Here is a 23,738-nt window from a genome sequence, read left to right as displayed (position 1 = left end):
TAGCCCATGCGCGCTTTGCAGCTTCTCGACGACCGTCGCCTAGAAATCACCGATATTGCACCGCCTCCTCCTCCCGGGCTTGGCGAAGTTACGGTCAAGATCAAGGCGGTCGCGCTGAACCATATCGACGTATGGGGCTGGCGCGGCATGGCTTTCGCCAAGCGCAAAATGCCGCTGGTGATCGGTGCGGAAGCATCCGGCGTTGTCGATGCCGTTGGTCCCGGCGTTTCCAATCTGCTGCCCGGCCAGCTCGTTTCGATCTATGGTGCGCGTACCTGCGGCCTTTGCCGCGCCTGCCGCGAAGGCCGCGACAATCTGTGCGAACATGTCGGCGGCGTGCATGGTTTCCATCTCGATGGCTTTGCATGCGAAGCTGTGAACCTTCCGGCGCGCCTGCTCGTGGCTGCACCTCCCGGTGTTGACGCGATCGGTGCTGCCGTAGCTCCCGTGACCTTCGGCACGGTCGAGCATATGTTGTTCGACAATGCCAAGCTGGAACCGGGCGAAACCGTTCTCGTACAGGCTGGCGGCTCGGGCATCGGTTCGGCAGCGATCCAGCTTGCCAAGAAGATGGGCTGCACGGTCATCACCACAGTCGGTTCTGACGACAAGATCGAGAAGGCCAAGGCTCTTGGCGCCGATCACGTCATCAACTATCGCGAAGACCGCTTCGAAGGCGTTGTGCGCAAGCTGACCAAAAAGAAGGGCGTCGATGTCGTCTTCGAACATGTCGGCGCAGACACATGGGCCGGCTCGATGCTCTGCATGAAGCGCGGCGCGCGTCTTGTCACCTGCGGTTCTACCTCGGGCGTTTCGACCAACATGAACCTGATGCAACTGTTCCAGCAGCAGCTCAAGATTCTGGGTTCCTTCGGCTGCCGTATGGAAAATATGGCCGATGCCATGCAGAAAATGGCGCGTGGTATCGTGCATCCGGTCATCGACACGGTGGTCGGCTTCAACGATATCGACACCGCCCTGAAGCGCATGGAAGGCCGTGACGTCTTCGGCAAGATCATTCTCCAGATCGACTGAAGCCCGTCCCTGTCATGATGTTCAAACTGAAGCTCCTGCTCTTTCGCTGGTCGCGCAAGCTGAAGCAGTTCAATTACTGGCTCTGGGCTCAGGCCGTTTTTGTGCTGCTTGGCCTGCTGCGCCTGTTTCCGGCGAAGGCTGCCATCAGCTTTGCGGCCAAGGTGTCCCGTCTCATCGGGCCACTGACGCCGCGCCACAAGATCGCAACCAACAATCTGCGCAAAGCCTATCCCGAAAAAAGCGATGCGGAGATCGAGGTGATTGCGCGCGACATGTGGGATTCCATGGCGCGCCTTCTGGCGGAATATATTTTCCTCGACGCGATTTTCGATTTCGATCCCCATGCTGCCAAGCCGGGCCTGATCGAAGTCGACGGTATTCCGATTTTCGAACGCCTGCGCGATGAAAAGAAGCCGCATATCTTCTTCACGGCGCATACGGGTAATTTCGAGCTGCTGCCGATCTGCGCGGCCACATTCGGCCTGAATGTCACCGCGCTGTTCCGTCCACCGAACAATCCCTATATCGCTAACAAGGTTCTGAAAGCCCGTCACACCAATATGGGTCACCTCGTGCCCTCCAAGGCGGGTGCGGCCTGGGCGCTGGCAGGTATTCTGGGCGATGGCGGCAATGTCGGCATGCTCGTCGACCAGAAGTTTTCGCGCGGCGTGCCGTCGACATTCTTCAACCGTCCGGTGAAAACAAATCCGCTGCTGGCCAAGCTTGCACGCCAGTATGATTGCGATGTCTATCCGGCGCGCTGTATCCGTCTGCCCGGCGGACGCTACCGGCTGGAACTTTATGAGCGCATGGAACTGCCACGCGACGACAAGGGCCAGATCGATATCGATGCCACGGCGCAATTGCTCAACGATACTGTCGAACAATGGGTTCGTGAATATCCGGGCCAGTGGATGTGGTTCCACAAGCGCTGGGGATAAAGTTCCCTTTTGGGTTCAACACGAGGCTGGAGCGACAATTTCAACCGATATAGGCATTTTTGCGATGCTATAATTGGTTGAGTGCGCTCCTGCCCCGTGCTACCGGCAAGCGATATTGCCTGGGAGCCAGTCACCCTAGGAAATTGCTCAAGGAGCCCACCATGCGTCCCATCGCGATTGCCCCGTCCATTCTTTCCGCAGATTTCGCCCGTCTTGGCGAAGAAGTTGATGCCGTGCTGGAAGCCGGTGCCGACTGGATCCACATCGATGTCATGGACGGGCATTTCGTGCCGAACATCACGTTTGGCCCGCAGGTGGTGAAGGCTATCCGCCCGCGCACCAAGGCAGTCTTTGACACGCATCTGATGATCGCGCCGTGCGATCTCTTTCTCGAGCCCTTTGCCGATGCAGGTTGCGATGTGATTACGGTTCACGCCGAAGCCGGTCCGCACACGCATCGTTCGCTGCAATCGATCCGCGCACTCGGCAAAAAGGCCGGTATTGCGCTCAACCCGGCAACTCCGGTCGAAGCTATCACCAATATTCTGGATGATGTCGATCTGATCCTGGTCATGACCGTCAATCCGGGCTTCGGTGGCCAGAAGTTCATCCACCCGATGCTCGACAAGATCAAGCGCGTCCGTGAAATGGTTGGCGACCGTCCAATCGATATTGAAGTCGATGGCGGCGTGACGGCTGAAACCGCTAGCTTGGTTGTCGCCGCAGGCGCCAATGTTCTTGTTGCAGGCTCTGCCGTCTATAAGGGCAATTCGGTGGAATCCTACCGCGCCAATATTCAGGCAATCCGCGCCGCAGCCGAAGCTGCGCGTCGTTAAGACGTTGAGCAGAGGCGTCACCTCTGCTAAACCGCGCCTATCCCAATTTCCCAAGACCTGCGGCCCGCATCCGGGCCGCCAAAACAGGATTTGCCAATGATCCCGCGCTATTCCCGGCCTGAAATGGTCGCTATCTGGTCTCCAGAGACGAAATTCCGTATCTGGTTCGAGATCGAAGCCTATGCTTGCGAAGCGCTGGCCGAACTGGGCGTCATCCCGAAGGAAGCTGCCAAGACCATCTGGGAAAAGGGTAGCGTGGCAAAGTTCGACGTCGCTCGCATCGACGAGATCGAAGCTGTCACCAAGCACGACGTTATCGCCTTCCTGACCCATCTTGCTGAATTCATTGGCCCGGACAGCCGTTTCGTGCATCAGGGCATGACCTCGTCGGACGTGCTCGACACCACGCTCAACGTCCAGCTGGTGCGCGCTGCCGATCTGCTGCTCGCCGACATGGACCGCGTTCTGACCGCGCTGAAGACCCGCGCTTTCGAACACAAGGATACGGTGCGTATCGGTCGCAGCCATGGCATCCATGCCGAGCCGACCACGATGGGCCTCACCTTCGCGCGTTTCTATGCAGAAATGCAGCGCAACCGCACCCGTCTCGTCGCAGCACGTGCAGAAATCGCAACCGGCGCGATCTCCGGCGCGGTCGGCACCTTTGCCAATATCGACCCGCGCGTTGAGGAATATGTCTGCGCCAAGCTTGGCCTCGAAGCCGAGCCGGTTTCCACGCAGGTCATCCCGCGCGACCGTCATGCAATGTTCTTCGCGACACTCGGCGTCATCGCCTCGTCGATCGAAAATGTCGCCATCGAAATCCGCCACATGCAGCGCACGGAAGTTCTGGAAGCCGAAGAGTTCTTCTCTCCGGGCCAGAAGGGTTCGTCGGCCATGCCGCACAAGCGCAACCCGGTTCTGACCGAAAACCTGACCGGCCTCGCCCGTCTGGTGCGTATGTCGGTCACGCCTGCGATGGAAAACGTCGCTCTCTGGCACGAACGCGATATTTCGCATTCGAGCGTCGAGCGCGCCATTGGCCCGGACACCACCATCACGCTCGATTTCGCGCTTAACCGCCTGGCTGGCGTGGTCGAGAAACTGGTAATCTATCCAGACAACATGCTGAAAAACATGAACAAGTTCCGCGGTCTGGTGCATTCGCAGCGCGTCCTGCTCGCACTGACGCAAGCTGGCGTATCGCGCGAAGACGCTTATCGTCTCGTGCAGCGCAATGCCATGAAGGTCTGGGAACAGGGTGCAGACTTCCTCGAAGAACTGCTCGGCGACGCGGAAGTGCGTGCAGCCCTCTCCGAAGAGCAGATCCGCGAGAAGTTCGATCTCGGCTACCACACCAAGCATGTAGACACGATTTTCAAGCGCGTCTTCGGCTAAGGAAGATTTAGGTTCTGGTTCTGGCGCTGCCGTTTCCCTCATCCTGAGGAGCCGTTGAAAACGGCGTCTCGAAGGAGAGGGAAACAAGTAAAGCGTCTGCCCTCGCCCTTCGACACGGTGCTACGCACCTGCTCAGGATGAGGGGGGACAACAAGGGTTCGACTGATCTGAAACGATCACCCTTCAAGTCATTTTTTCACATTAGAAAAAGCCCCATGTTTTTGAAAACATGGGGCTTTTTATTTTTAGATTTGCGTAGCCTTTAAGCCTTGGTCTTGATCGTATTGACCACATTGCCCCAAGGATCGACGAAGGAACTGTTGTCGCCGCCGCGCGTATCTTCCAGCTCGACCCAGGCAAGGCCTGTCCGATCCGCATCGCGCTTGCCAGCACCGGCGCTCTGCCAGGCATTGGCCGCGATATGGTGGTGGTAACGCCCGGTGGACATAAACACAGCCCGGTCGCCATAGGTCTGCACCGTTTCCAGCCCAAGCTCGTTGTGCCAGAAGGTTTCCGCGTCATGCGCGTTACCGACACGCAGATGCACGTGGCCAACGACCGTGTTCTGCGGCGCACCGGTCCATTCTCCGCCTTCTGTCTTGATGACATCGAGCAAGCCGCGCACATCAAGCGCTTCCGTGCCCATTTTCACGCGGTCGCCATTCCACTGCCAATTCTTATGCGGGCGGTCGGAATAGATCTCGATGCCGTTCCCTTCCGGATCGGTCAGGTAGATAGCTTCGCTGACATCATGGTCCGAAGCGCCGACAACCGGCAATTGCTTGTCGATAGCCCGGCGCGACCAGCGCGCCAGATCGCCTCGCGTCGGCAGCAAGAACGCCGTGTGGTAAAGACCGGCACTGCGCGGATCATCCGGACGAGCAGCCGAGAACTGTTCGATTTCCATCAATTCGCGATCTCCGGCGCCGAGAACGATGGACGCGCCACGACGGCTCATTTCGCGCAAGCCAACAACGTCGCGGTAATATTCAGCCAGCGTTTCCGCATCGCGTGCCTTGAGACCAATGCGCGCCACGCGCATCGGCGCGGTCATGGCAAATGGAAGCGGTGCAACAGGACGGGTCGTTTCAGTAACCGGCGTCTTCAATTGCTGTGTCATATCATTCTCCTTCGACGGCATGTCTGCACGCGCGGGCAATATACCGGCCATCACAGCAGCTCCCGTAGCGCCAAGCACCGAACGTCTGCTGATTGCCATGGCCTATGCTCTCCTTCGCGTTTTGCTCGCCCTAAACATCGCTGTTTGCCGCATCGTTCACAAGATCGCGATCTGCGAACAGGCTGTTCAACATTCGTATGCGTTTCGGCGCACGTCGAAGCGCTTGAAGAACTGACTAAGGCGATCTAAATGGGGGCTATGAAAGTCAAAGACGCAGATATTCTCATTATTCCCGGCTATACCAACTCCGGCCCCGACCACTGGCAGACCCGTTGGGAGAGCAAGCTCTCAACCGCGCGCCGTGTGCAGCAGGCCGAATGGTCGAAGCCAGTGCGCGACGATTGGGTCGGTGAAGTGGTCAAGGCCGCGAATGCCGCAACAAAGCCCATTGTGCTGGTTGCGCATTCTTTGGGTGTGGCCACAGCCTTGCACGCTGTGCCGTTGATCCAGCACAAGATCGCAGGCGCGTTTTTCGTCGCGCCGCCGGATGTCTCGAATGAGAGCATTCGCCCGAAGCATCTGATGACCTTCGGTCCCTATCCGCGTGAACGACTGCCCTTCCCGACCATCACGGTCGTAAGCCGCAACGATCCTTTCTCAAGCTTCGAAGCTGCCGAAGAGGTCGTGAAGGATTGGGGCGCGATGCTCATCGATGCTGGCGAGTCCGGTCATATCAACTCGGATTCAGGCCACGGCCCTTGGCCGGAAGGCTCGATGGTGTTTGCGGAGTTCATGACGCAACTCCAGGCGCCAAAACAACACTGAGACACAAGGCGGGTTTCAAACCCGCCTTTTGTCTATTCAACGATCTGGACCAAAGTCAGGCGCGAACAACGTCTACCAGCTTCTGCGCGGCAAGGCGCAGATAGCCGCCTTCATTGCTGACGGTCACAAAGCGGAAGCCCAGTGGAATATAACGTCGCGCAAATTCCGGCGACGGCGAGTAAATGCCCGCGATTTTGCCCGCAGCAGCAGCCTTGCGCGCAATATTGCTGATCGGTTCGACGATAGCGTCAGAATTCGGATTGGCCTCGCGTCCATTGCTCCAGGCAATCGAGAAATCAGCCGGGCCGACAAATACGCCGTCAATGCCGCGCACATCCAGAATAGCGTCCAGCGCATCATAGGCATCGCGCGTCTCAATCATCGCGAAAGCAAGCGTGTCCTGGTTTGCCGTTGTCAGATAATCATTGGAACCGGGCGTGCCATAATCGGCATTGGGGCGGAAAACCCCCCATGAACGTTCGCCCACCGGCGGATATTTCATGGCCGCCGCGAACTTGCGCGCATCTTCGGCGGAATTGATCATCGGAGCAATCACCGCCTGAGCACCGAAATCCAGCGCACGGCTTGCCATATCGAAGCGACCGACGGGAATACGCACCACCGGCGGCTTTCCGGCGTTCAGAATGAGACCAACGCTGCGCAGCACACTTGCCTCGTCATGACCGCCATGCTGCATGTCCAGCGTGACAGCGTCAAAAGCAGTATGAGCGAGGATTTCAACCGTCAACGGCTCAGGAAGAGACGACCACGCCGAGAGAACAGTTTCACCGGCACGCAAACGCGAAGACAACGACATAGGGATTTCCTTCATTTCACAACTGGCATTTCATAAGAATGGCATTTCAGAATAACGGGCAAATAAAACATAGGGCGGAAGCCTGCACTTCCACCCTATCGCTTCAATCTTCTTGTATCTGGTGGATCGCTTCCTCAAGGAAGAGCTGCATCTTCTGGCGGATCGTTTCGTCACTGTCGGGGAGACCTGCATCGTCGAAATCGGTACGGATTTTGCGAAACACATCGCCGTCACCGACCTCGAGAAAATCGGCTGCAACCACATCGCGGGCATAGGCTTCCGCCTCGCCGTTCTTCTTGCCGAGCCGCTCGGCAGCCCACAATCCGAGAAGCTTGTTGCGGCGCGCTTCGGCTTTGAAGCGCAAGTCAGCATCGTGCACGAATTTCTTTTCGAAAGTATCGCGGCGATCGTCCATACCTGTCGTCATTCACAAAACTCCCAACAACTCCCATTAGGAAGAGATCGTCACCCATTCTCTTGCCTAATGCTGGCAAGGGGAGCAAGATTATACAAGAGCGGCAAATCAATTTCTTGTAGCTCGTCCATAATCTTGCACTAAAACGCATCCCGAAAAGTGCGAAACATTTTCGGAATAGATGCGCGCCAAAACATGAACTGGAGCGCCGATCGGATGCAATCGGATCGATACACGCTCTGGAAACACCGAAAACGGGGGAACCGGCACGAAGCAGGATTGTTAAAAGCCCTTATTTGCTATAGGTAGCCCGCGAGAATAGCGGCTTAGAGCCGATCACCATAGATATGGAAATCCGAGAAAAGCCATGAACCGTCGCCGCCGTATTTACGAGGGCAAGGCCAAGATTCTTTACGAAGGCCCCGAGCCAGGAACGCTGGTCCAGTTCTTCAAGGACGATGCAACCGCGTTCAACAAGAAAAAGCACGAAGTCGTGGACGGAAAGGGTGTCATCAACAACCGCATTTCCGAATATATTTTTACCCAGCTGAACCGTATCGGAATACCAACCCATTTCATCCGCCGTCTCAACATGCGTGAGCAGCTGATCAAGGAAGTGGAAATCATTCCGCTGGAAGTCGTGATCCGCAATGTTGCAGCCGGTTCGCTGTCCAAGCGCCTCGGGATCGAGGAAGGCACGGTGCTGCCGCGCTCGATCATCGAGTTTTATTACAAGGCCGACGCGCTCGAAGATCCGTTGGTCACGGAAGAACACATCACTGCATTCGGCTGGGCCAGCCCGCAGGAAATCGATGACATCATGGCACTTGCCATTCGCGTCAACGACTTCCTCTCCGGCCTGTTCCTGGGCGTCGGCATCCAGCTTGTCGACTTCAAGATCGAATGTGGCCGTCTGTGGGAAGGCGACATGATGCGGATCGTCGTCGCCGACGAAATCTCCCCGGACTCGGCTCGTCTTTGGGATATCAACACCAACGACAAGCTCGACAAGGATCGCTTCCGCCGCGATATGGGCGGACTGGTCGAGGCCTATCAAGAAGTGGCGCGCCGTCTCGGCATCATGAACGAGAATGACTCGCCCCGTCCTTCCGGCCCCGTGCTTGTGAAATAATCTGATCGGCCCGGGAGCCTCTAAGACAAAACCTTCCGGGCCGTTTCATTCGCGACCAGCAGCTCCAGATTTCTGTCTGAAGTTGTGAGAACCAAATCTAGAGCTACAGGAACCACAGAGTGATCAAGGCACGCGTCACCGTTACACTGAAAAACGGCGTTCTAGACCCGCAGGGCAAAGCAATCGTCGGCGCACTCGGCAGCCTCGGCTTTGCTGGCGTCAACTCGGCACGTCAGGGCAAGGTGTTCGACCTCGAACTCGAAGGCACCGACAAGGCCAAGGCCGAAGCAGAGCTGAAGGCCATGTGCGACAAGCTCCTCGCCAATACGGTGATCGAAGATTATTCCATCGCCATCGGCTGAGCCAAACAAAGGAAGCAGACGCCCATGAAATCCGCTGTCATTCTCCTTCCCGGCCTCAATCGTGACCGCGACATGATCGCAGCACTCACCAAGATCACCGGTCAGGCTCCTGTCACGGTCTGGCAGACCGATACCAGCATTCCGGACGATGTCGACCTGATCCTCATCCCCGGCGGCTTCTCTTACGGCGACTATCTGCGCTGCGGTGCGATTGCAGCCCGTATGCCGGTTCTTCAGGCCGTGCGCGAGAAGGCCGACAAGGGCGTCATGGTTATGGGCGTGTGCAACGGTTTCCAGATTCTCGTTGAAGCCGGCCTGCTGCCAGGCGCGCTGATGCGCAACGCCTCGCTGAAGTTCGTCTGCCGCGAAGTGAAGCTGGAAGTCAGCAATGCCAACACCGCTTTCACCCGCGGTTACCAGCAGAACCAGATCATCCGCTGCCCGGTCGCGCATCATGACGGCAATTATTTTGCCGATGCCGAAACGCTGAAGCGCATCGAAGGCGAAGGTCAGGTCGTTTTCCGTTATGCGGAAGGCACCAACCCGAACGGTTCGGTCAATGATATTGCCGGCATCGTCAGTGCGCGCGGCAATGTGCTTGGCATGATGCCGCATCCGGAAAACCTGATTGAAGCCGCCCATGGCGGCGACGATGGGCGCGCACTTTTTGCAGGCGCTCTGGGCATCGCAGCCTAATCGATTTCTCAAAAAGGGCGGTTCTCCATGAGGCCGCCCTTTTTTATTTCCTTCACCGAATTGCATCGTCGGTAAGATAACGTTCCCACGTCCCGCTTTCCCGCCAGCGAAAACCAGTCTAGCTTGAAGCCTGTTTTCATGGCAGTTTTGCCTTGGGAGAATTCCTTGGCAACCGAATCGGGGGGACCGCGCAATGCAACTCTATTCTAGACCACTTTCCCCTTACTCAGCTTTTGTGCGCAGTGTCCTTTATCTGAAGGATCTGCCCTTCAAGCCGATCACTCTGCCCTATCCTTTCCCGGCTGATTTTGGTGAAATCACGCCTCTGCGCCGTGTTCCGGTGCTGATTACCAGTTCCGGCGAAACGCTTTTCGAAGCCGTTGTGATCGCCGAATATCTCGAAGATCATTTTCCTGAAAAGCCGCTCTTGCCCGGCACGCCGCGCCAGCGCGCGCTGATCCGGCTTCTGGCCCGCGTGATCGAGCTGGAAGTGCTCGGACCGGCAATGAAACTGTTCATCCTGTTGAGCAAACCGGAGCGCGACAGCGCAACCATTGATCGCCTGTTTGAAAAGCTGAACACCGGCCTGTCGGTGATCGAACATCGCCTTCCAGATACGTTCTACGCCGTCAGCGAAGAACCGACACTGGCTGATGCCTGGTTGCTGCCGGTGCGTTTTCTCATGGAACCGTTGAAGAAACTGTCGAACAAGCCGGATCTGCTGGACGCGTTTCCGAAATTCGATGCATATGCCGCGAAGGCAAAGCAGCACCCGGCCTTTGAGCGCATCTGGAACGAGATGAGCGACGGGCTGAAAGCCTTCATGCCGCATCTGGCTTAAAGCCGGTAGCATCCCCGTTTCTGTCATTATTTTCGCATGCCGCCCTCAGTCCTCCCGGTGGCGTGCCCTTTTGGAGTTCGTTTCTTGACGAAAAAGACCATCGCTCTTATCGCCTTGCCTGCGATTGCGCTTCTTGCGGCCTGTACACCGCGCCCGGCCAGTGGGCCCGTCACGCAAAATGTCAGCAAGGCTGCGCTGCCGACAATGGAACGCATCGCGCTGGCCGCCAATAGCTGCTGGTTCAAATCCAAGGACAAGGATTTCCGCAGCTATACACTGGCGCCGGAACTGAATTCCTATAGCGGCCGTCCGCGTATTCTCGTTGTACCAGGCCATAACCCTGCAGCGCGCCCGCTGCTGGTCGTTCAGGCGGAAGGCAATCCAGCACGCGTCGAAACGTTCGGCCCAATGCTTCAGGAAAGTCATGGCAATCGCATCCTCAGCGACGTCAATCGCTGGGCATCCGGCCAAAAAGGCTGTTGAAATCAATAACCCCTCCCGCGATCTCACGGGAGGGGTTCATTCGATTGCATCACTCTTCAAAGATAAAGCGACACATATATGTCGTTTAGAATACCGGTCCACTTCCATCAGCTTGGGTTTTTCCCATTCACTTTGCGCCTAGCTTCCGCAAGACCAGCTCTTTTTTCCGGACGGTAGGCTTCAAATTTCGTCCCGCCTGATGCCGATATCTTGTAGCTGTCGATCATCCAGTTCCCGGAGCATCCGCCTCGTCCGCTGCCTGTTCAGAGAAAATCGAACTTCATCGACAATCCATGTCCATACGCTGCTTATGCGGTGCGGCTCATCCGAAGGCGGCTGAGCGCGCAATCTTGCGTTCAAATCACTCTCAAGATCGACATTCGGAAGAATGGTAATGACGTCAATTACTTCACTGGTTGGTCTGATGTAGTTCATTACAGCAGCCTCCTAATTATAACATTAGCTTTATGCAAATGTTTCAATAATTAGTATGCTAACAACTTCATAAAAATTAACAATTACAACTAGTTGAGCCGGTTTTATCGCCCCCTATTTCTTTGAAAGAGCTACCGCGACATCCCTAATACATATCTCAATTATTGCAGGCGCAGATTTGCCAACCAGCGCCGCAATGCCGGACTTTACCTTGATATCTCTAACGGAGATGAAAACGCACTTTACGTGCTTCGCGTTCAGCCTCGCTTCTCTTGAGACCGATGTCGCGCAATTGTTCATCCGTCATTTCGTACAGCGCCAAGCGGCTGCGACGCATCATGCTGATGTATGAAAGCCAGTTCACAAATCGACGCAGCAGGCCCACATCCGTCCCCTCTTCCGTCGCAGCTGCCAGCTGGGCATGCAAGCCTTGAGGCAGGTCACTTATGCGATCAGCATCGGGTATCGGTAGAATTGTATCTATTGTCTCGGTCTGAGGCCTGAAGTAAAACATTGTTCGATCCATTCTTCTGCTCGTCAGATGTCCAAACGGACCAGATTTGAAGTTTACTCGCAGCAAATCTGGTTGCCGTATCATCACTCAGCGTTGGAATGACTCTATAATTGACTCAGTAATCGATACAATTTATAAGTTGTCACCATGACAAATTGGATTCCTGACCTATCAAGCAGAACTGGTCCGCTTTACCTGCAATTGGCGGATGCCATTGAAGAAGCGATTGGTAGTGGTGGACTGCCTGCGGGCGTAAAATTGCCGCCGCAGCGCAATCTCGCTTTCGATCTGAAGGTGACAATCGGTACAATCGGGCGCGCCTATGCACTTGCCCACGAACGTGGCCTTGTCACCGGCGAAGTGGGACGCGGCACCTATGTGCTCGGCGAAGAGCCGTCCGAATCCGGACTTGTCCCACCCGGACTGATCGGCACAAAGCCTGCCGATGTGCCGATGGGCAAAATCCGGCTCGATTCCACATCGGCGCCAGAGGTTGGCCAGCACGAAGTGCTCGCCAGGATCAGCGCCGACATTCATCGTGATTTTCCGCAGGAGATTGCCAATTATTCGCGTCAGTTTCCGCAGCACTGGCTGGAGTCAGGCCAGAAATGGCTCGGCAGGGCTGGCTGGCAGCCGGATCTCGACAGCATTGTCATCACCAATGGCGCGCAGGCCGCGAGCATTGCCATCATCACGGCCTTTACCAATCCGGGCGACCGCATCCTGTTCGAAAATCTGACCTATGCGCAGATCAACCGTTCGGTGCGACTTCTCGGAAGGCGCACCATTCAGGCTGCACATGATGAATATGGCCTCATTCCGGAAGAATTCGAGCGCGCCTGCCGCCAGCAGCACCCAACTTTGGCATTTCTCATGCCAACCCTGCACAATCCAACGCTTGCGACCATGACGGAAGAGCGGCGGCGCGCCATCGCCGATATCGCGCGACGCTATAATGTCTGGCTCATCGAGGACGATATTTACGGCGGCATGTGCGAAAGCGACATTCCACTGCTGGCGAGTTTTGCGCCAGAGCGTACATTCGTCGTATCAAGCCTGTCCAAAGCCGTTGCCGCTGGCATACGCAGCGGATGGGTTTCCTGCCCGCCGCATTGCGCGCAGCGTGTGAAGGTCACACACAAGATGATGACGGGCGGCGTGGCTTTTCTTCTGGCCGAAACTGGCGCGCAGCTTGTGCTTTCTGGTGCAGCCGACGCTATCCGCGAGAAAAGCCGCATAGAAACCAAAGCGCGCGAGGAAATCGCACGCCGCGTTTTCTCTGGCTTCGACTTTGTGTCCCGCCCCAATATTCCTTTCCTCTGGATGGGGCTGCCCGAGCCGTGGCTATCTGGCACATTCAAGGCTGCAGCCTATGAAAGCGGCATTCTGATTGACGATGAAGACGAGTTCAAAGCCGGTCGCGTCGATCAGATTTATCATCGCGTGCGCATCGCCTTCTCCTCCCCAATCGACCGAAACATCGTCGAGAGCAGTTTCCTGACATTGCGGCAACTACTCGAAAACGAGCAGGCGGGCTATGAGGGCAGCGTATAAACGCTGCCCGTTACAGGACTGTTGGAGCCTTGATGCGGCAAGATGCTGAATCAGGCCGGGAAAGCGGCATTTTCCTGTCGCGCTTCCAACAGAGTTAGGTTAAAGAGACCCCTTGAAACCTTAGATGCCCAGCCTTCGGCGGAAGGTTTTCGGGTGCCACAGCCTGCGACGGGGTTGCCCATTCCCATGACTATTTCCAATTCCAATAATCGCGAAATCACGCCGGAACTCATCGAATCCCACGGCCTCAAGCCGGACGAGTATCAGCGTATTCTCGAATTGATCGGACGCGAACCGAGCTTTACCGAACTCGGCATTTTCTCGGCCATGTGGAACGAGCATTGCTCTTACAAGTCCTCGAAGAAATGGCTGCGCACGCTGCCGACCACAGGTCCGCGCGTTATTCAGGGCCCCGGCGAAAATGCAGGCGTTGTCGACATTGGTGACGGCGATTGCGTCGTCTTCAAAATGGAAAGCCACAACCACCCGTCCTATATCGAGCCCTATCAGGGTGCAGCGACCGGCGTTGGCGGCATTCTGCGCGACGTGTTCACCATGGGCGCACGTCCCGTTGCGGCAATGAACGCGCTGCGCTTCGGCGAGCCTGACCATCCGAAAACCCGTCATCTGGTATCGGGCGTCGTTTCCGGCGTCGGCGGCTATGGCAATGCCTTCGGCGTGCCGACCGTTGGCGGCGAAGTGAACTTCGACAAGCGCTATAACGGCAATATCCTCGTCAATGCATTTGCTGCCGGTCTTGCCAAGCATGACGGCATCTTCCTGTCGGAAGCCAAGGGCGTCGGCCTGCCGGTCGTCTATCTGGGTGCCAAGACTGGCCGCGACGGCGTCGGCGGCGCGACTATGGCTTCGGCTGAATTCGACGAATCGATTGATGAAAAGCGCCCCACCGTTCAGGTCGGCGATCCGTTTACTGAAAAATGCCTGCTCGAAGCCTGCCTCGAGCTGATGGCTTCCGGCGCGGTTATCGCCATTCAGGACATGGGTGCGGCTGGCCTCACCTGTTCGGCTGTTGAAATGGGCGCCAAGGGCGACCTCGGCATTGAACTCATTCTCGACCATGTTCCGGTCCGCGAAGAGAACATGACGGCCTATGAAATGATGCTTTCGGAAAGCCAGGAGCGCATGCTCATGGTTCTGAAGCCGGAAAAGGAAGCCGAAGCGCAGGCGATCTTCCGCAAGTGGGGCCTCGACTTCGCCATTGTCGGCAAGACGACCGACGATTTGCGTTTCCGCGTCATTCATCAGGGCGTGGAAGTCGCCAATCTGCCGATCAAGGATCTGGGCGACCAGGCACCGGAATATGATCGTCCGTGGATGGAACCGGGCAAGCACGCACCGCTCCCGGCCAGCAATGTGCCGCAGGTGGACGACTATTCGGCAGCGCTCCTCAAGCTCATCGGCTCGCCGGATCTTTCGTCGCGTCGCTGGGTCTACGAACAGTATGACACGCTCATTCAGGGCAATTCCTTGCAGGTTCCCGGCGGCGATGCCGGTGTGATCCGCGTTGAAGGCCATGACACCAAGGCGCTTGCCTTCTCGTCGGATGTGACGCCGCGTTATTGCGAAGCGGACCCGTTCGAAGGCGGCAAGCAGGCTGTGGCCGAATGCTGGCGCAACATCACGGCGACCGGCGCAGAGCCGCTGGCTTCGACCGACAATCTGAACTTCGGCAATCCTGAAAAGCCGGAAATCATGGGCCAGCTCGTCAAGGCCATCGAAGGTATTGGCGAAGCCTGCCGCGCCCTCGATTTCCCGATCGTTTCGGGCAATGTTTCGCTTTATAACGAAACCAACGGTCAGGCCATTCTGCCGACCCCGACCATTGCTGGTGTCGGCCTCATTCCGGATTGGTCGCAGACGGCCAAGATCGGCGGCATGCAGGACGGCGACACGCTGGTTCTGCTTGGCGGCGACGGCTCACATCTCGGCCAGTCGATCTATCTGCGCGATCTGTTCGACCGTGCAGACGGCCCTGCCCCGACTGTCGATCTTTCGATGGAAAAGCGCAACGGCGAGTTCGTCCGTTCGGCAATTCGCAACGGTCAGGTCACGGCCTGCCATGACCTTTCCGACGGTGGACTGGCAATTGCTGTCGCCGAAATGGCGATCAAGTCCGGCAAGGGCGCGACCCTCAACGCTGGCGACGGCCTGCCGCATGCTGTTCTGTTCGGTGAGGATCAGGCGCGTTATGTGATTGCTGCAACGCCGGAAATGGCCAAGCTCATTGCGCTTAATGCCGAGGGCGCAGGCGTTCCGTTCCGCATTCTGGGTCAGGTCGGCGGCGACCGTCTGACGTTTGGTGATGCCGTTGATGCGAGCGTCGCAGAACTGATGCAGGCTTTCGAAGGATGGTTCCCTAGCTTCATGAGCGGTGAACCGGTCAGCGATAACTGATCGTAGCAAAGCGAACACGACTTCAACGCCCGGATGAATATCTCGTCCGGGCGTTTTGCTTGTATGGATCGCGTGTGTGGCATTTAAACATTAGACAGATACTCATTGACGTTCCACGATGGTGCGGTACGATTCGATGAATAACAACGATAAGAAGCTGGAAACGGCGGGAGTTTTTGCATGGCTATGGACGCTCATGAGATCGAAAAACTGATACGCGAAGGGATTCCCGGCGCAAAGGTGACGATCCGCGACCTTGCCGGAGACGGGGATCATTATGCAGCCGAAGTGGTCGCGGAGAGTTTCCGCGGCAAGTCGCGCGTGCAGCAGCATCAGATGGTCTATGACGCGCTGAAGGGCAACATGGGCGGCGTGCTTCACGCGCTCGCCCTGCAGACCAGCGTACCGGAATAAGGCAAGCGCTTTATTGAGCGGGCGACAACTGCTGCGGCAAGATGTTGCCCCTTGAATCCGGCACTTCGCGCGTATTTGACTTGCTTTCACCCGAACGGGGTGGTTACGAGCATGTAAATGATTATATTGGGAGTGACCTCCCAATTATGCCGGAAATCGACCCGGCGAGTTTGTTTGAAGCGTGATGATGCCCATATGTTCTGACGACATTGGGCACACGCTCTGAAAGGAAACGAGATGACCGGCATTAACGATTTCATCGACAACGAAGTGAAGACCAACGACGTCGTGCTTTTCATGAAGGGCACACCCGGCTTTCCGCAGTGCGGTTTTTCCGGTCAGGTCGTTCAGATCCTTGATTATCTCGGCGTCGACTATAAGGGCGTGAACGTGCTCGCCTCCGACGAGATTCGTCAGGGCATCAAGGAATATTCCAGCTGGCCGACCATCCCGCAGCTTTATGTGAAGGGTGAATTCGTTGGCGGCTGCGACATCGTGCGCGAAATGTTCCAGTCCAACGAACTACAAGCACTTTTTACCGATAAAGGTATTGCCACCAAGGCTGCTTGAGGATTAATAGCCGGTCATACGGCTTTAGTCTTAGCTTTTTATAAAGGCGCCGTTCATCGGCGCCTTTTCGTTTTTTTCCGACGGCAGCTTCTGCCGGGTGCCCCATTTTCGAGATTTCGACGTTCGCACCGCCCTTTTCAGGCGCGGCGCGTCATTATGCCAAGGAATGTCAGTCATGCCGATCGACATAAAGCACGCCTCGCCAGATCAAAAAACTTCCATGCACGGGCGTGGCGAATTCATTGCACTGATCGCAGCTATCATGGCCATCAATGCGCTGGCGGTTGATATCATGCTGCCCGGCTTGCCGCAGATTGGTGCAAGCCTTGGCGTGCAGTCGGAAAACCACGTTCAATTCGTGATCACCGCCTATCTGCTCGGCTTTGGTGTCTCACAGCTGTTCTATGGACCGCTCAGCGACCGTTTCGGCCGTCGCGCGCCACTGTTCGGCGGGCTGGTGATTTATGTACTGGCCGCACTCGGCGCCGCCATGGTCAAGGATTTCACCACACTCATCATCCTGCGCGTACTTCAGGGACTTGGCGCCGCCGGAACACGCGTTATTGCGGTTTCGGTGGTTCGTGACCGCTTTGCCGGACGCCAGATGGCGGAAGTCATGTCGCTGGTGATGATGATCTTCATGATCCTGCCCGTCATTGCACCAGCGACCGGACAGTTGATCATGCTGTTCGGCGAATGGCACCTGATCTTCCTGTCCATGGCTATCATGGCGTTGATTGTGGGCATCTGGGCCTTCGTTCGGTTGCCTGAAACGCTCCCTACAGACCAGCGCCGTCCATTGACCATCAAAAGCGTGATTGGCGGCTTTGGTATCGTGCTGTCCAACCGTGTTGCCCTGTTCTACATGCTCGGCACGTCGTTCATCCTCGGTGCCCTGTTTGGCTATATCAATTCGGCCCAACAGATCTTCGTGGAAATCTACAAGCTTGGGTCTTTGTTTCCGCTGGCCTTTGCAGCGGTTGCCATGACGCTGGCGCTCGCTTCATTCCTCAACTCCCGACTGGTCGGGCGTTACGGTATGCGCCGCATTTCCCAGACGATGCTGCTGGTCTTTACCAGTTTCAGCCTGCTCTGGATGGTGCTGTCGATTGTGCTTGTCGATCCTGTGCCATTCCCGTTGCTGATGGCGATCTACATGACCATCATGTTCTCGTTCAGCCTCGTGACCGCCAATTTCAACGCGCTCGCCATGGAGCCGCTGGGCGAAGTGGCAGGCACGGCCTCGTCTGTGCTGGGCTTTGCCCAAACCGTCATCGGTGCTGCGCTGGGGGCGATCATCGGTCAAGCCTTTGACGGCACTACAACGCCTGTCGCGATGGGTTACGGCGTGCTTGGTTTCGTTGCACTGATCTGCGTGCTGATCGCCGAACGCGGCAGACTGTTCCAGGTGCAAAACCCGCCTGCCGAACATGTCGTCGGATAAGACCAAACAAAAAGCCCGCCAATTGGCGGGCTTTTTGTTCTCATTCTTCCCAGAGCGCAGCCTGAATGGCCTGCCAGCTCTCCTTGCTCGGTGCGGCCAATATGCCGCCACCGATATGCGACGGGTGATATTCACTGCCGTCCCAGCGTGCGAGATGGCCGCCCGCTTCCTGATGGATCAGCGCGCCGGGCAAATGATCCCACGGCATGAGCTTGTTGTAGACGGCGAAATGCGCACCGCCTGTCGCGAGAATGCGATATTCATGCGCCGCGCAGCGGTAACCGATCTGCGACAGAAATTTCGTGTGATTGCGCGCCAGACGGGAACGCATCGGCTCAGCCGTATATTGCCATGAAATCGAGCCTGTCATCTGGTTGATACCAGCAGGTTCGGCAACGCGCACCTTTCGCGTGCTGCCGCTAGCATGGCGAACATAGCTACCGCTACCCTTTGAGGCCATGATCCAGTCATTGCCAACCGGATCGTGAATAATACCCGCTACGGTCTCGCCTTTGGACACAACGGCCAGCATCACACCAAAGAGCGGCACACCGGATGCGAAATTGAATGTGCCGTCCACCGGATCGATGGTGAAAGCAAAATCGGCATCGCCGAGCCCATCGAGCAAGGCTGGATTATCGGAACAAGCTTCCTCACCCACGATCATAGCATCGGGATAACGCTCTTTCAGCTTTGCGGTGATAAAGCGCTCTGCATTGACATCGGCTTCCGTTACCAGATCGGCTGGCGATGTTTTCTGTCGGATATCGTCCGCATCAAGCTTGCGGAAACGCGGCATGACTTCCTGTTGGGCGGCCTCTGCCAAAAGATCGGCAAGCCAGTCGATCTGGCCTTCATCAAAGCGCACTGTCATTCCCCTCACTCTTCTCCTCATGCGGGCCAGCCATCAGGCCTGCGAAATCGAACAGCTTGCGGTCCAGCAGGTGGCTCGGACGCACGTTGGTCATAGCGCGGATCATCGTGTCCTTACGGCCCGGCATGCGCTTTTCAATATCCGTCAGCATGGCCTTCATGGCATTGCGCTGGAGCCCTTCCTGGCTGCCGCACAGGTCGCATGGAATGATCGGAAACTGCATGGCCGTCGCAAACTTCTCAAGGTCGTCTTCCGCAGCATAGGCCAGCGGGCGGAAAACCATCAGGTCGCCTTCGTCGTTCAAAAGCTTCGGCGGCATCGCGGCGAGACGTCCGCCATGGAACAGGTTCATGAAGAAGGTTTCGAGGATATCCTCGCGATGATGGCCGAGAACAATGGCCGAGCAGCCTTCCTCACGAGCGATACGATAGAGGTTGCCGCGACGCAGGCGCGAACAGAGCGAGCAATAGGTGCTGGTCTCTGGCAGCTTTTCCGTCACGATTGAATAGGTGTCCTGATATTCGATGCGATGCTCGATGCCATAGCGATTCAGGAAATCGGGCAGAATGTGCTTTGGAAAATTCGGTTGCCCCTGATCCAGATTGACGGCCAGCAGTTCCACCGGCAGCAGTCCGCGCCATTTGAGGTCGAGCAGCAGCGCCAGCAGGCCATAGGAATCCTTGCCGCCGGACAGACAGATCATCCAGCGCTCGCCCGGCTTCACCATCCCGAAATCTTCGATAGCCTGACGCGTCAGACGCAGAAGGCGCTTGCGCAGCTTGTTGAATTCGACCGAAGTGGGCACTTCGCGAAACAGCGCATGGCAACCGTCTCCGCTGGTGTCTTCCGATATACCGGGCGAATTATCTGGCGCAATGTTCAGATCGAAAGCGTTCATGGTTCTTCTCGGATGCTGTCTCGTACTGCGCTTTACATACAGAAAAGCCGCCCATGGGGAAACCATGGGCGGCCATTTCTTTGCGATAAGTGGTGCCCGAAGGCGACCAGATTAACGCGAATAGAATTCGACGACGAGGTTCGGTTCCATCTGGACGGCGTAAGGCACATCCGTCAGGGTCGGAACGCGGGCGTAGGTCGCAACCATCTTGTTGTGATCTGCTTCGATGTAGTCAGGTACATCGCGTTCTGCGAGCTGAACAGCTTCGAGAACAACAACCAGCTGCTTCGACTTTTCACGAACTTCAACAACGTCACCGGCCTTCAGGCGGAAGGACTGGATGTTGACGCGACGGCCGTTCACGTTCACGTGACCGTGGTTGATGAACTGGCGTGCAGCGAAGATCGTCGGAACGAACTTTGCGCGGTACACAACAGCGTCCAGACGCGATTCGAGAAGACCGATCAGGTTTTCACCCGTGTCGCCCTTGCGGCGAGCGGCTTCGTCATAGGTCTTGCGGAACTGCTTTTCCGAGATATCGCCGTAGAAACCCTTGAGCTTCTGCTTGGCGCGCAGCTGCACACCGAAGTCCGAGAGCTTGCCCTTGCGGCGCTGGCCGTGCTGGCCAGGGCCATATTCACGACGGTTAACCGGGGACTTCGGACGGCCCCAGATGTTTTCGCCAAGACGGCGGTCAATCTTATACTTTGCGGATTCGCGCTTGCTCATCGCATTTCCTTCAAAAAGTTAGTGCGCCATACGGCGCAGACAGGAAACGCGCCCTCCTCTGCCCTCCGTTTTCGAGGACTGACAGGATGAAGCGCGCAGCAGCGATCTCCATCCACGGGACACGTCAAATGAAACGCCAGCGCGTTAAAGCGCCAGCGATGGCGGGCTTTTAGTCATGTGCATGTCATCTTGTCAAGTTCGAACGCTTGCCAAAGCCCTGATAACCGGGCGTTTAAAGCGTTTTTTGCCGTCCTTTGCAACATATTGCCATCAAGCGTGAAGGAACGTGGCCTCTATTTACCGCATTATGCAGTCGGGGCTGTAGAATATGAGGTGTTCATCGGTGTTGCTGGTTCTGCCCCGTTTCCTATCCCGCAAAGATTCGATTACCGCAATTCTCACCCTCAGTTTACTCGCTCCGGCTGGAGCGGCGATCCTTTACCCTCAGCCCGCCCAGGCGCAGACATTCATCGAAAAAATCCTGAAACGCGACGCGCAAAAGGCAAAGCAGCAGCGCAAGCGCCCGTCGGCGAAGTCGCAAAAGAAGCGGCAAAGCAGGCAGCCTGCCCCCCGACAGGAACAGAAAACGCCGGAAAGGCCGATATCCCAGTCCGCATTGCCTGTGGTTGTTCCCGTTCCGACACCTGCTCCCAGACCGGAACCGGTCCCGGAGGCAGCGCCAGTGCCGACGCCAGCCCCGGCACCGGCACCGGAAACCAAACCGGATGAGAAACCCGGACCGAAAAACGAGGCCCAGCCTGCTGTCATCGTACCGCCTGAAAAGCCAACCCCGCCGGAACATGCCGAGCCGAAACAGCCTGAACCTGCGAAACCCGCCCCTGACGAGCGTGTCTATCAGGTCGCCTGCCCTGCGCTCATTTCCGGCGACGTCGAAGGCAAGCTCCTGTCGCCCATCGCAGATGGCGCACAATGCGGCGTTCATTCGCCGCTATCACTGACGGCAATCGGCAAGGACGAACCGCTCAAGCTCGCAAACCCCGTCACGACGAACTGCGCCATGGCAGTGACACTGGCCCAGTGGAGCAACGACGTGAAAAACGCTGCCCACGATATTTACGGCAAGGACGTCAAGATTACGCAGATCGGCACCGGCTCTGATTATCAATGCCGCAAGGTGAATGGCGCATCGACAGGCCGCGTCTCCGAACATGCGTTTGGCAATGCGCTCGACATCATGTCGTTCACGTTCTCCGACGGCAGCAAGACCGAGCTGGAAAGCGGCTGGAACGGAGCCGACAAGGAAAAGGCCTTTTGGCGCGCCGTGCATGGCGCAAGCTGCAAGCTATTCATGACCGTTATCGGCCCCGATGGCGATGCGGCGCACCGCACCAATATGCATCTCGATCAGGGGTGTCATGGCAAGAGCTGCACAGCACGCATATGCCAGTAAGGTGGTCACGAGAGTTTTACTCTAACCGCCCGGAATTCATAAAAAAATCCAAATCCGGTTTCTAATTTGATGCGGTATTATCGATTCCAGAACGGTTCCGCTTGAGATAGAATCGTTGGAAGCGCTCTTGTTGCTTATTTTGCACGGTTTCCGAAAAGGATGTGGGGCATGCAATTGACTAAAATTATACTTTCCACCATTTGCGCAATCGGCTTTGCGAGCGCCGCCCACGCGGACGCCGTTCCGAAACGCTCGAAAGATTTTACCGGGAATTACCAGACTTTGGTCAAGGACCAGCACGCCTCGCCGCAGGTCGCCGATTGCGTGGCCAGCGGCTATGATCTGGTGAAGAAGGACAAGAAATACGATCGTCTGGGCTTTACCAAGGATGACATTTCATCGGCAACGACCAATGATACGTCGTCGAAGTTCAGCACCAAGGACCCTCGCAAGGTATCAGCCGTGATCTCCGTGCCGGGCGAAGCGCGCATCAAGAGCACAGGCTATAAGTGGGATGGCGTCAACCTGCGTTGCGGCATCACCAATGGCAAGCTGACCGCCATCGAACTGGTTCAAACCAAAGCCGCCGAGTAAACCCACCGGCAACCGCCAGACCGAAGAGGCCCCTTGATTACAAATCAGGAGGCCTTTTTGTCGTCGACATGCTCAGGCAGGCCTTTGCGCTTGGTCTCCGCAAATTCCTCCAGTTCCTTCTCGGTCATCGATTCATACATTTCCTTCGATGCACCGAAAAGCTCACTGAGCTTGATCTCGCCGCGCTTGGCTGCAAGCGCGGCACCCGCAGCTTTCTGTTGGGCTTGAGATTTTGCAGGCATGGAATCGTCTCCTGTTACGCCGCCCCAAGGCCAACGTGCCGGACAGGAATCAGTTCCAGCCTGCTATTCCTGTTCGCTATCGAAACGGGAGCGAGCGCTGCGCAACGCCGTTCGGTTTGCGACCGCCCATTGACCCAGACTGTCGATAGGCCCCGCCAGTGAATGGCCAAGCTCGGTCAGTGAATACTCCACCTCCGGCGGTGACGTCGGACGCACATGGCGCGAAACCAGCCCGTCACGCTCGAGCGAGCGCAGCGTAACTGTCAGCATACGCTGCGAGATTCCTTCAATTTCACGCCGTAAGGCATTGAAACGCATAGAGCCGCTTTGCAAACTGAATACAACCAGAATGCTCCATGTGTCGCCGACACGGTCAAGCACGTCACGGATCGGGCAAGACCCCTTGCCGTCCGTCTCAAAGGCCGGTGTTGAAGACAATAGCGGCGTCTTGGCGTCTGGTCGTGTTGGTATCGTCATAGTCATTCTTATCACATACTCGCTTCATCGGATCAAACCGGATGCTTCGGTATTACCTCCCGGTTGCAACGATCAGGCTTTGGGTCGGCGCCCGAGCTGGCAATCTTCCCCATACCTCGCCTTGCCTTTTGGGCGGTTACTTCCATGTTTCTTACCCATGTAGAAGTGCGTTCTTCACAAGCCTTCAAGCCTGACATATGTAGTTACCAGAAATAACCTGATTATGAAACATACCTTAAACCGCAACGCTATAAAAGCGTAAGGAA

Annotated in this window: 28 protein-coding genes; 17 read left to right on the top strand and 11 right to left on the bottom strand. The window is 56.7% G+C overall.

Going from position 1 to position 23,738, the window contains the following annotated elements; all coding sequences use genetic code 11:
- Positions 1 to 6 precede the first annotated feature (6 nt).
- From FHW00_RS07115 to purB, 4 genes are all read left to right on the top strand, one after another.
- The gene (locus tag FHW00_RS07115) at positions 7 to 1,035 is read left to right on the top strand and encodes a zinc-binding dehydrogenase (RefSeq protein ID WP_078338466.1); all 1,029 of its coding nucleotides are present in this window, start codon (positions 7 to 9) and stop codon (positions 1,033 to 1,035) included.
- 14 nt (positions 1,036 to 1,049) lie between these two features.
- Entirely contained in the window at positions 1,050 to 1,976 is a 927-nt protein-coding gene (locus FHW00_RS07110) for a lipid A biosynthesis lauroyl acyltransferase (protein ID WP_078338465.1), read from the top strand.
- A gap of 161 nt (positions 1,977 to 2,137) precedes the next feature.
- Positions 2,138 to 2,812: a ribulose-phosphate 3-epimerase gene (gene rpe, locus FHW00_RS07105; RefSeq protein ID WP_078338464.1), complete on the top strand. Its 675-nt coding sequence runs from the start codon at positions 2,138 to 2,140 to the stop codon at positions 2,810 to 2,812.
- A gap of 96 nt (positions 2,813 to 2,908) precedes the next feature.
- Positions 2,909 to 4,210, top strand: coding sequence for an adenylosuccinate lyase (purB, locus tag FHW00_RS07100; protein ID WP_078338463.1), 1,302 nt, complete (start codon positions 2,909 to 2,911; stop codon positions 4,208 to 4,210).
- A 262-nt stretch (positions 4,211 to 4,472) separates the two neighbouring features.
- Here purB and FHW00_RS07095 read toward each other — a convergent pair whose 3' ends face one another.
- Positions 4,473 to 5,429 (bottom strand): VOC family protein, encoded by a 957-nt coding sequence (locus FHW00_RS07095; protein WP_445557919.1) that lies wholly within the window; start codon positions 5,427 to 5,429, stop codon positions 4,473 to 4,475.
- A 159-nt stretch (positions 5,430 to 5,588) separates the two neighbouring features.
- On the opposite strand from FHW00_RS07095, the gene FHW00_RS07090 reads away from it, so the two are divergent.
- Positions 5,589 to 6,155, top strand: coding sequence for an alpha/beta hydrolase (locus FHW00_RS07090; protein ID WP_078338460.1), 567 nt, complete (start codon positions 5,589 to 5,591; stop codon positions 6,153 to 6,155).
- Between the two features lie 55 nt (positions 6,156 to 6,210).
- Here FHW00_RS07090 and FHW00_RS07085 read toward each other — a convergent pair whose 3' ends face one another.
- Positions 6,211 to 6,978 (bottom strand): HpcH/HpaI aldolase family protein, encoded by a 768-nt coding sequence (locus FHW00_RS07085; RefSeq protein WP_176168314.1) that lies wholly within the window; start codon positions 6,976 to 6,978, stop codon positions 6,211 to 6,213.
- Positions 6,979 to 7,075: 97 nt separating this feature from the next.
- Positions 7,076 to 7,399, bottom strand: coding sequence for a DUF1476 domain-containing protein (locus tag FHW00_RS07080; protein ID WP_078338458.1), 324 nt, complete (start codon positions 7,397 to 7,399; stop codon positions 7,076 to 7,078).
- Positions 7,400 to 7,754: 355 nt separating this feature from the next.
- Here FHW00_RS07080 and purC point away from each other — a divergent pair, with 355 nt between their 5' ends.
- The 5 genes from purC (at position 7,755) to FHW00_RS07055 (ending at position 10,901) form a co-directional block, all read left to right on the top strand.
- On the top strand, positions 7,755 to 8,519 hold the full coding sequence (gene purC, locus FHW00_RS07075; protein ID WP_113533538.1) for a phosphoribosylaminoimidazolesuccinocarboxamide synthase: 765 nt from the start codon (positions 7,755 to 7,757) through the stop codon (positions 8,517 to 8,519).
- A 119-nt stretch (positions 8,520 to 8,638) separates the two neighbouring features.
- Entirely contained in the window at positions 8,639 to 8,881 is a 243-nt protein-coding gene (gene purS / locus FHW00_RS07070) for a phosphoribosylformylglycinamidine synthase subunit PurS (RefSeq protein WP_078338457.1), read from the top strand.
- Positions 8,882 to 8,905: 24 nt separating this feature from the next.
- Positions 8,906 to 9,577: a phosphoribosylformylglycinamidine synthase subunit PurQ gene (gene purQ, locus FHW00_RS07065; protein WP_078338456.1), complete on the top strand. Its 672-nt coding sequence runs from the start codon at positions 8,906 to 8,908 to the stop codon at positions 9,575 to 9,577.
- A gap of 193 nt (positions 9,578 to 9,770) precedes the next feature.
- The gene (locus FHW00_RS07060; RefSeq protein WP_078338454.1) at positions 9,771 to 10,418 is read left to right on the top strand and encodes a glutathione S-transferase family protein; all 648 of its coding nucleotides are present in this window, start codon (positions 9,771 to 9,773) and stop codon (positions 10,416 to 10,418) included.
- An 84-nt stretch (positions 10,419 to 10,502) separates the two neighbouring features.
- Positions 10,503 to 10,901 (top strand): hypothetical protein, encoded by a 399-nt coding sequence (locus FHW00_RS07055; protein ID WP_113533537.1) that lies wholly within the window; start codon positions 10,503 to 10,505, stop codon positions 10,899 to 10,901.
- 180 nt (positions 10,902 to 11,081) lie between these two features.
- On the opposite strand, the gene FHW00_RS07050 is transcribed toward FHW00_RS07055, so the two are convergent.
- Both FHW00_RS07050 and FHW00_RS07045 read right to left on the bottom strand, forming a co-directional pair.
- Positions 11,082 to 11,336 (bottom strand): DUF1127 domain-containing protein, encoded by a 255-nt coding sequence (locus FHW00_RS07050; protein ID WP_078338452.1) that lies wholly within the window; start codon positions 11,334 to 11,336, stop codon positions 11,082 to 11,084.
- Between the two features lie 220 nt (positions 11,337 to 11,556).
- Complete coding sequence (locus FHW00_RS07045; RefSeq protein ID WP_078338647.1) at positions 11,557 to 11,850, bottom strand: DUF1127 domain-containing protein; 294 nt, start codon at positions 11,848 to 11,850, stop codon at positions 11,557 to 11,559.
- 147 nt (positions 11,851 to 11,997) lie between these two features.
- Here FHW00_RS07045 and FHW00_RS07040 point away from each other — a divergent pair, with 147 nt between their 5' ends.
- The 4 genes from FHW00_RS07040 to grxD all read left to right on the top strand — a co-directional run bounded on the left by FHW00_RS07040 (position 11,998) and on the right by grxD (position 16,803).
- Positions 11,998 to 13,404 carry an aminotransferase-like domain-containing protein gene (locus FHW00_RS07040; RefSeq protein WP_078338451.1) on the top strand — a complete coding sequence of 469 codons (1,407 nt, stop codon included), beginning with the start codon at positions 11,998 to 12,000 and terminating at the stop codon, positions 13,402 to 13,404.
- 186 nt (positions 13,405 to 13,590) lie between these two features.
- Positions 13,591 to 15,819, top strand: coding sequence for a phosphoribosylformylglycinamidine synthase subunit PurL (gene purL / locus FHW00_RS07035; protein ID WP_078338450.1), 2,229 nt, complete (start codon positions 13,591 to 13,593; stop codon positions 15,817 to 15,819).
- Between the two features lie 180 nt (positions 15,820 to 15,999).
- On the top strand, positions 16,000 to 16,233 hold the full coding sequence (locus FHW00_RS07030) for a BolA/IbaG family iron-sulfur metabolism protein (protein ID WP_007874594.1): 234 nt from the start codon (positions 16,000 to 16,002) through the stop codon (positions 16,231 to 16,233).
- Positions 16,234 to 16,470: 237 nt separating this feature from the next.
- Positions 16,471 to 16,803 carry a Grx4 family monothiol glutaredoxin gene (gene grxD, locus FHW00_RS07025; protein WP_078338449.1) on the top strand — a complete coding sequence of 111 codons (333 nt, stop codon included), beginning with the start codon at positions 16,471 to 16,473 and terminating at the stop codon, positions 16,801 to 16,803.
- A gap of 30 nt (positions 16,804 to 16,833) precedes the next feature.
- Here grxD and FHW00_RS07020 read toward each other — a convergent pair whose 3' ends face one another.
- Positions 16,834 to 16,992: a hypothetical protein gene (locus FHW00_RS07020; RefSeq protein ID WP_162762612.1), complete on the bottom strand. Its 159-nt coding sequence runs from the start codon at positions 16,990 to 16,992 to the stop codon at positions 16,834 to 16,836.
- Here FHW00_RS07020 and FHW00_RS07015 point away from each other — a divergent pair.
- Positions 16,979 to 18,247, top strand: a complete 1,269-nt coding sequence (locus FHW00_RS07015) for a multidrug effflux MFS transporter (RefSeq protein ID WP_078338448.1) — start codon at positions 16,979 to 16,981, stop codon at positions 18,245 to 18,247. The two genes, FHW00_RS07020 and FHW00_RS07015, sit on opposite strands and share 14 nt — an antisense overlap.
- Positions 18,248 to 18,287: 40 nt before the next feature.
- On the opposite strand, the gene FHW00_RS07010 is transcribed toward FHW00_RS07015, so the two are convergent.
- The 3 genes from FHW00_RS07010 to rpsD all read right to left on the bottom strand — a co-directional run bounded on the left by FHW00_RS07010 (position 18,288) and on the right by rpsD (position 20,748).
- Complete coding sequence (locus FHW00_RS07010; protein ID WP_078338646.1) at positions 18,288 to 19,115, bottom strand: inositol monophosphatase family protein; 828 nt, start codon at positions 19,113 to 19,115, stop codon at positions 18,288 to 18,290.
- Complete coding sequence (gene ttcA, locus FHW00_RS07005) at positions 19,105 to 20,019, bottom strand: tRNA 2-thiocytidine(32) synthetase TtcA (RefSeq protein ID WP_078338447.1); 915 nt, start codon at positions 20,017 to 20,019, stop codon at positions 19,105 to 19,107. Before ttcA ends, FHW00_RS07010 begins: the two co-directional genes overlap by 11 nt.
- Positions 20,020 to 20,130: 111 nt before the next feature.
- The gene (rpsD, locus tag FHW00_RS07000; RefSeq protein WP_078338446.1) at positions 20,131 to 20,748 is read right to left on the bottom strand and encodes a 30S ribosomal protein S4; all 618 of its coding nucleotides are present in this window, start codon (positions 20,746 to 20,748) and stop codon (positions 20,131 to 20,133) included.
- 355 nt (positions 20,749 to 21,103) lie between these two features.
- On the opposite strand from rpsD, the gene FHW00_RS06995 reads away from it, so the two are divergent.
- Both FHW00_RS06995 and bspC read left to right on the top strand, forming a co-directional pair.
- Positions 21,104 to 22,159, top strand: coding sequence for an extensin-like domain-containing protein (locus FHW00_RS06995; RefSeq protein WP_445557925.1), 1,056 nt, complete (start codon positions 21,104 to 21,106; stop codon positions 22,157 to 22,159).
- A 168-nt stretch (positions 22,160 to 22,327) separates the two neighbouring features.
- On the top strand, positions 22,328 to 22,753 hold the full coding sequence (bspC, locus tag FHW00_RS06990; protein WP_078338645.1) for a type IV secretion system effector BspC: 426 nt from the start codon (positions 22,328 to 22,330) through the stop codon (positions 22,751 to 22,753).
- Between the two features lie 44 nt (positions 22,754 to 22,797).
- Here the strand turns inward: bspC and FHW00_RS06985 are convergent, their stop codons facing one another.
- A complete protein-coding gene (locus FHW00_RS06985; RefSeq protein WP_078338444.1) occupies positions 22,798 to 22,995 on the bottom strand; it encodes a DUF3008 family protein in 198 nt (65 codons plus the stop codon).
- Between the two features lie 63 nt (positions 22,996 to 23,058).
- Positions 23,059 to 23,472, bottom strand: coding sequence for a winged helix-turn-helix transcriptional regulator (locus FHW00_RS06980; protein ID WP_078338443.1), 414 nt, complete (start codon positions 23,470 to 23,472; stop codon positions 23,059 to 23,061).
- Positions 23,473 to 23,738: the final 266 nt, after the last annotated feature.

The sequence above is a fragment of the Ochrobactrum sp. P6BSIII genome (assembly GCF_014138065.1).
In the GTDB taxonomy this organism is placed as follows: Bacteria; Pseudomonadota; Alphaproteobacteria; order Rhizobiales; family Rhizobiaceae; genus Brucella.
The sequence above is the reverse complement of the archived record's forward strand: the minus strand, read 5'-3'. Positions and strand labels throughout refer to the sequence as shown.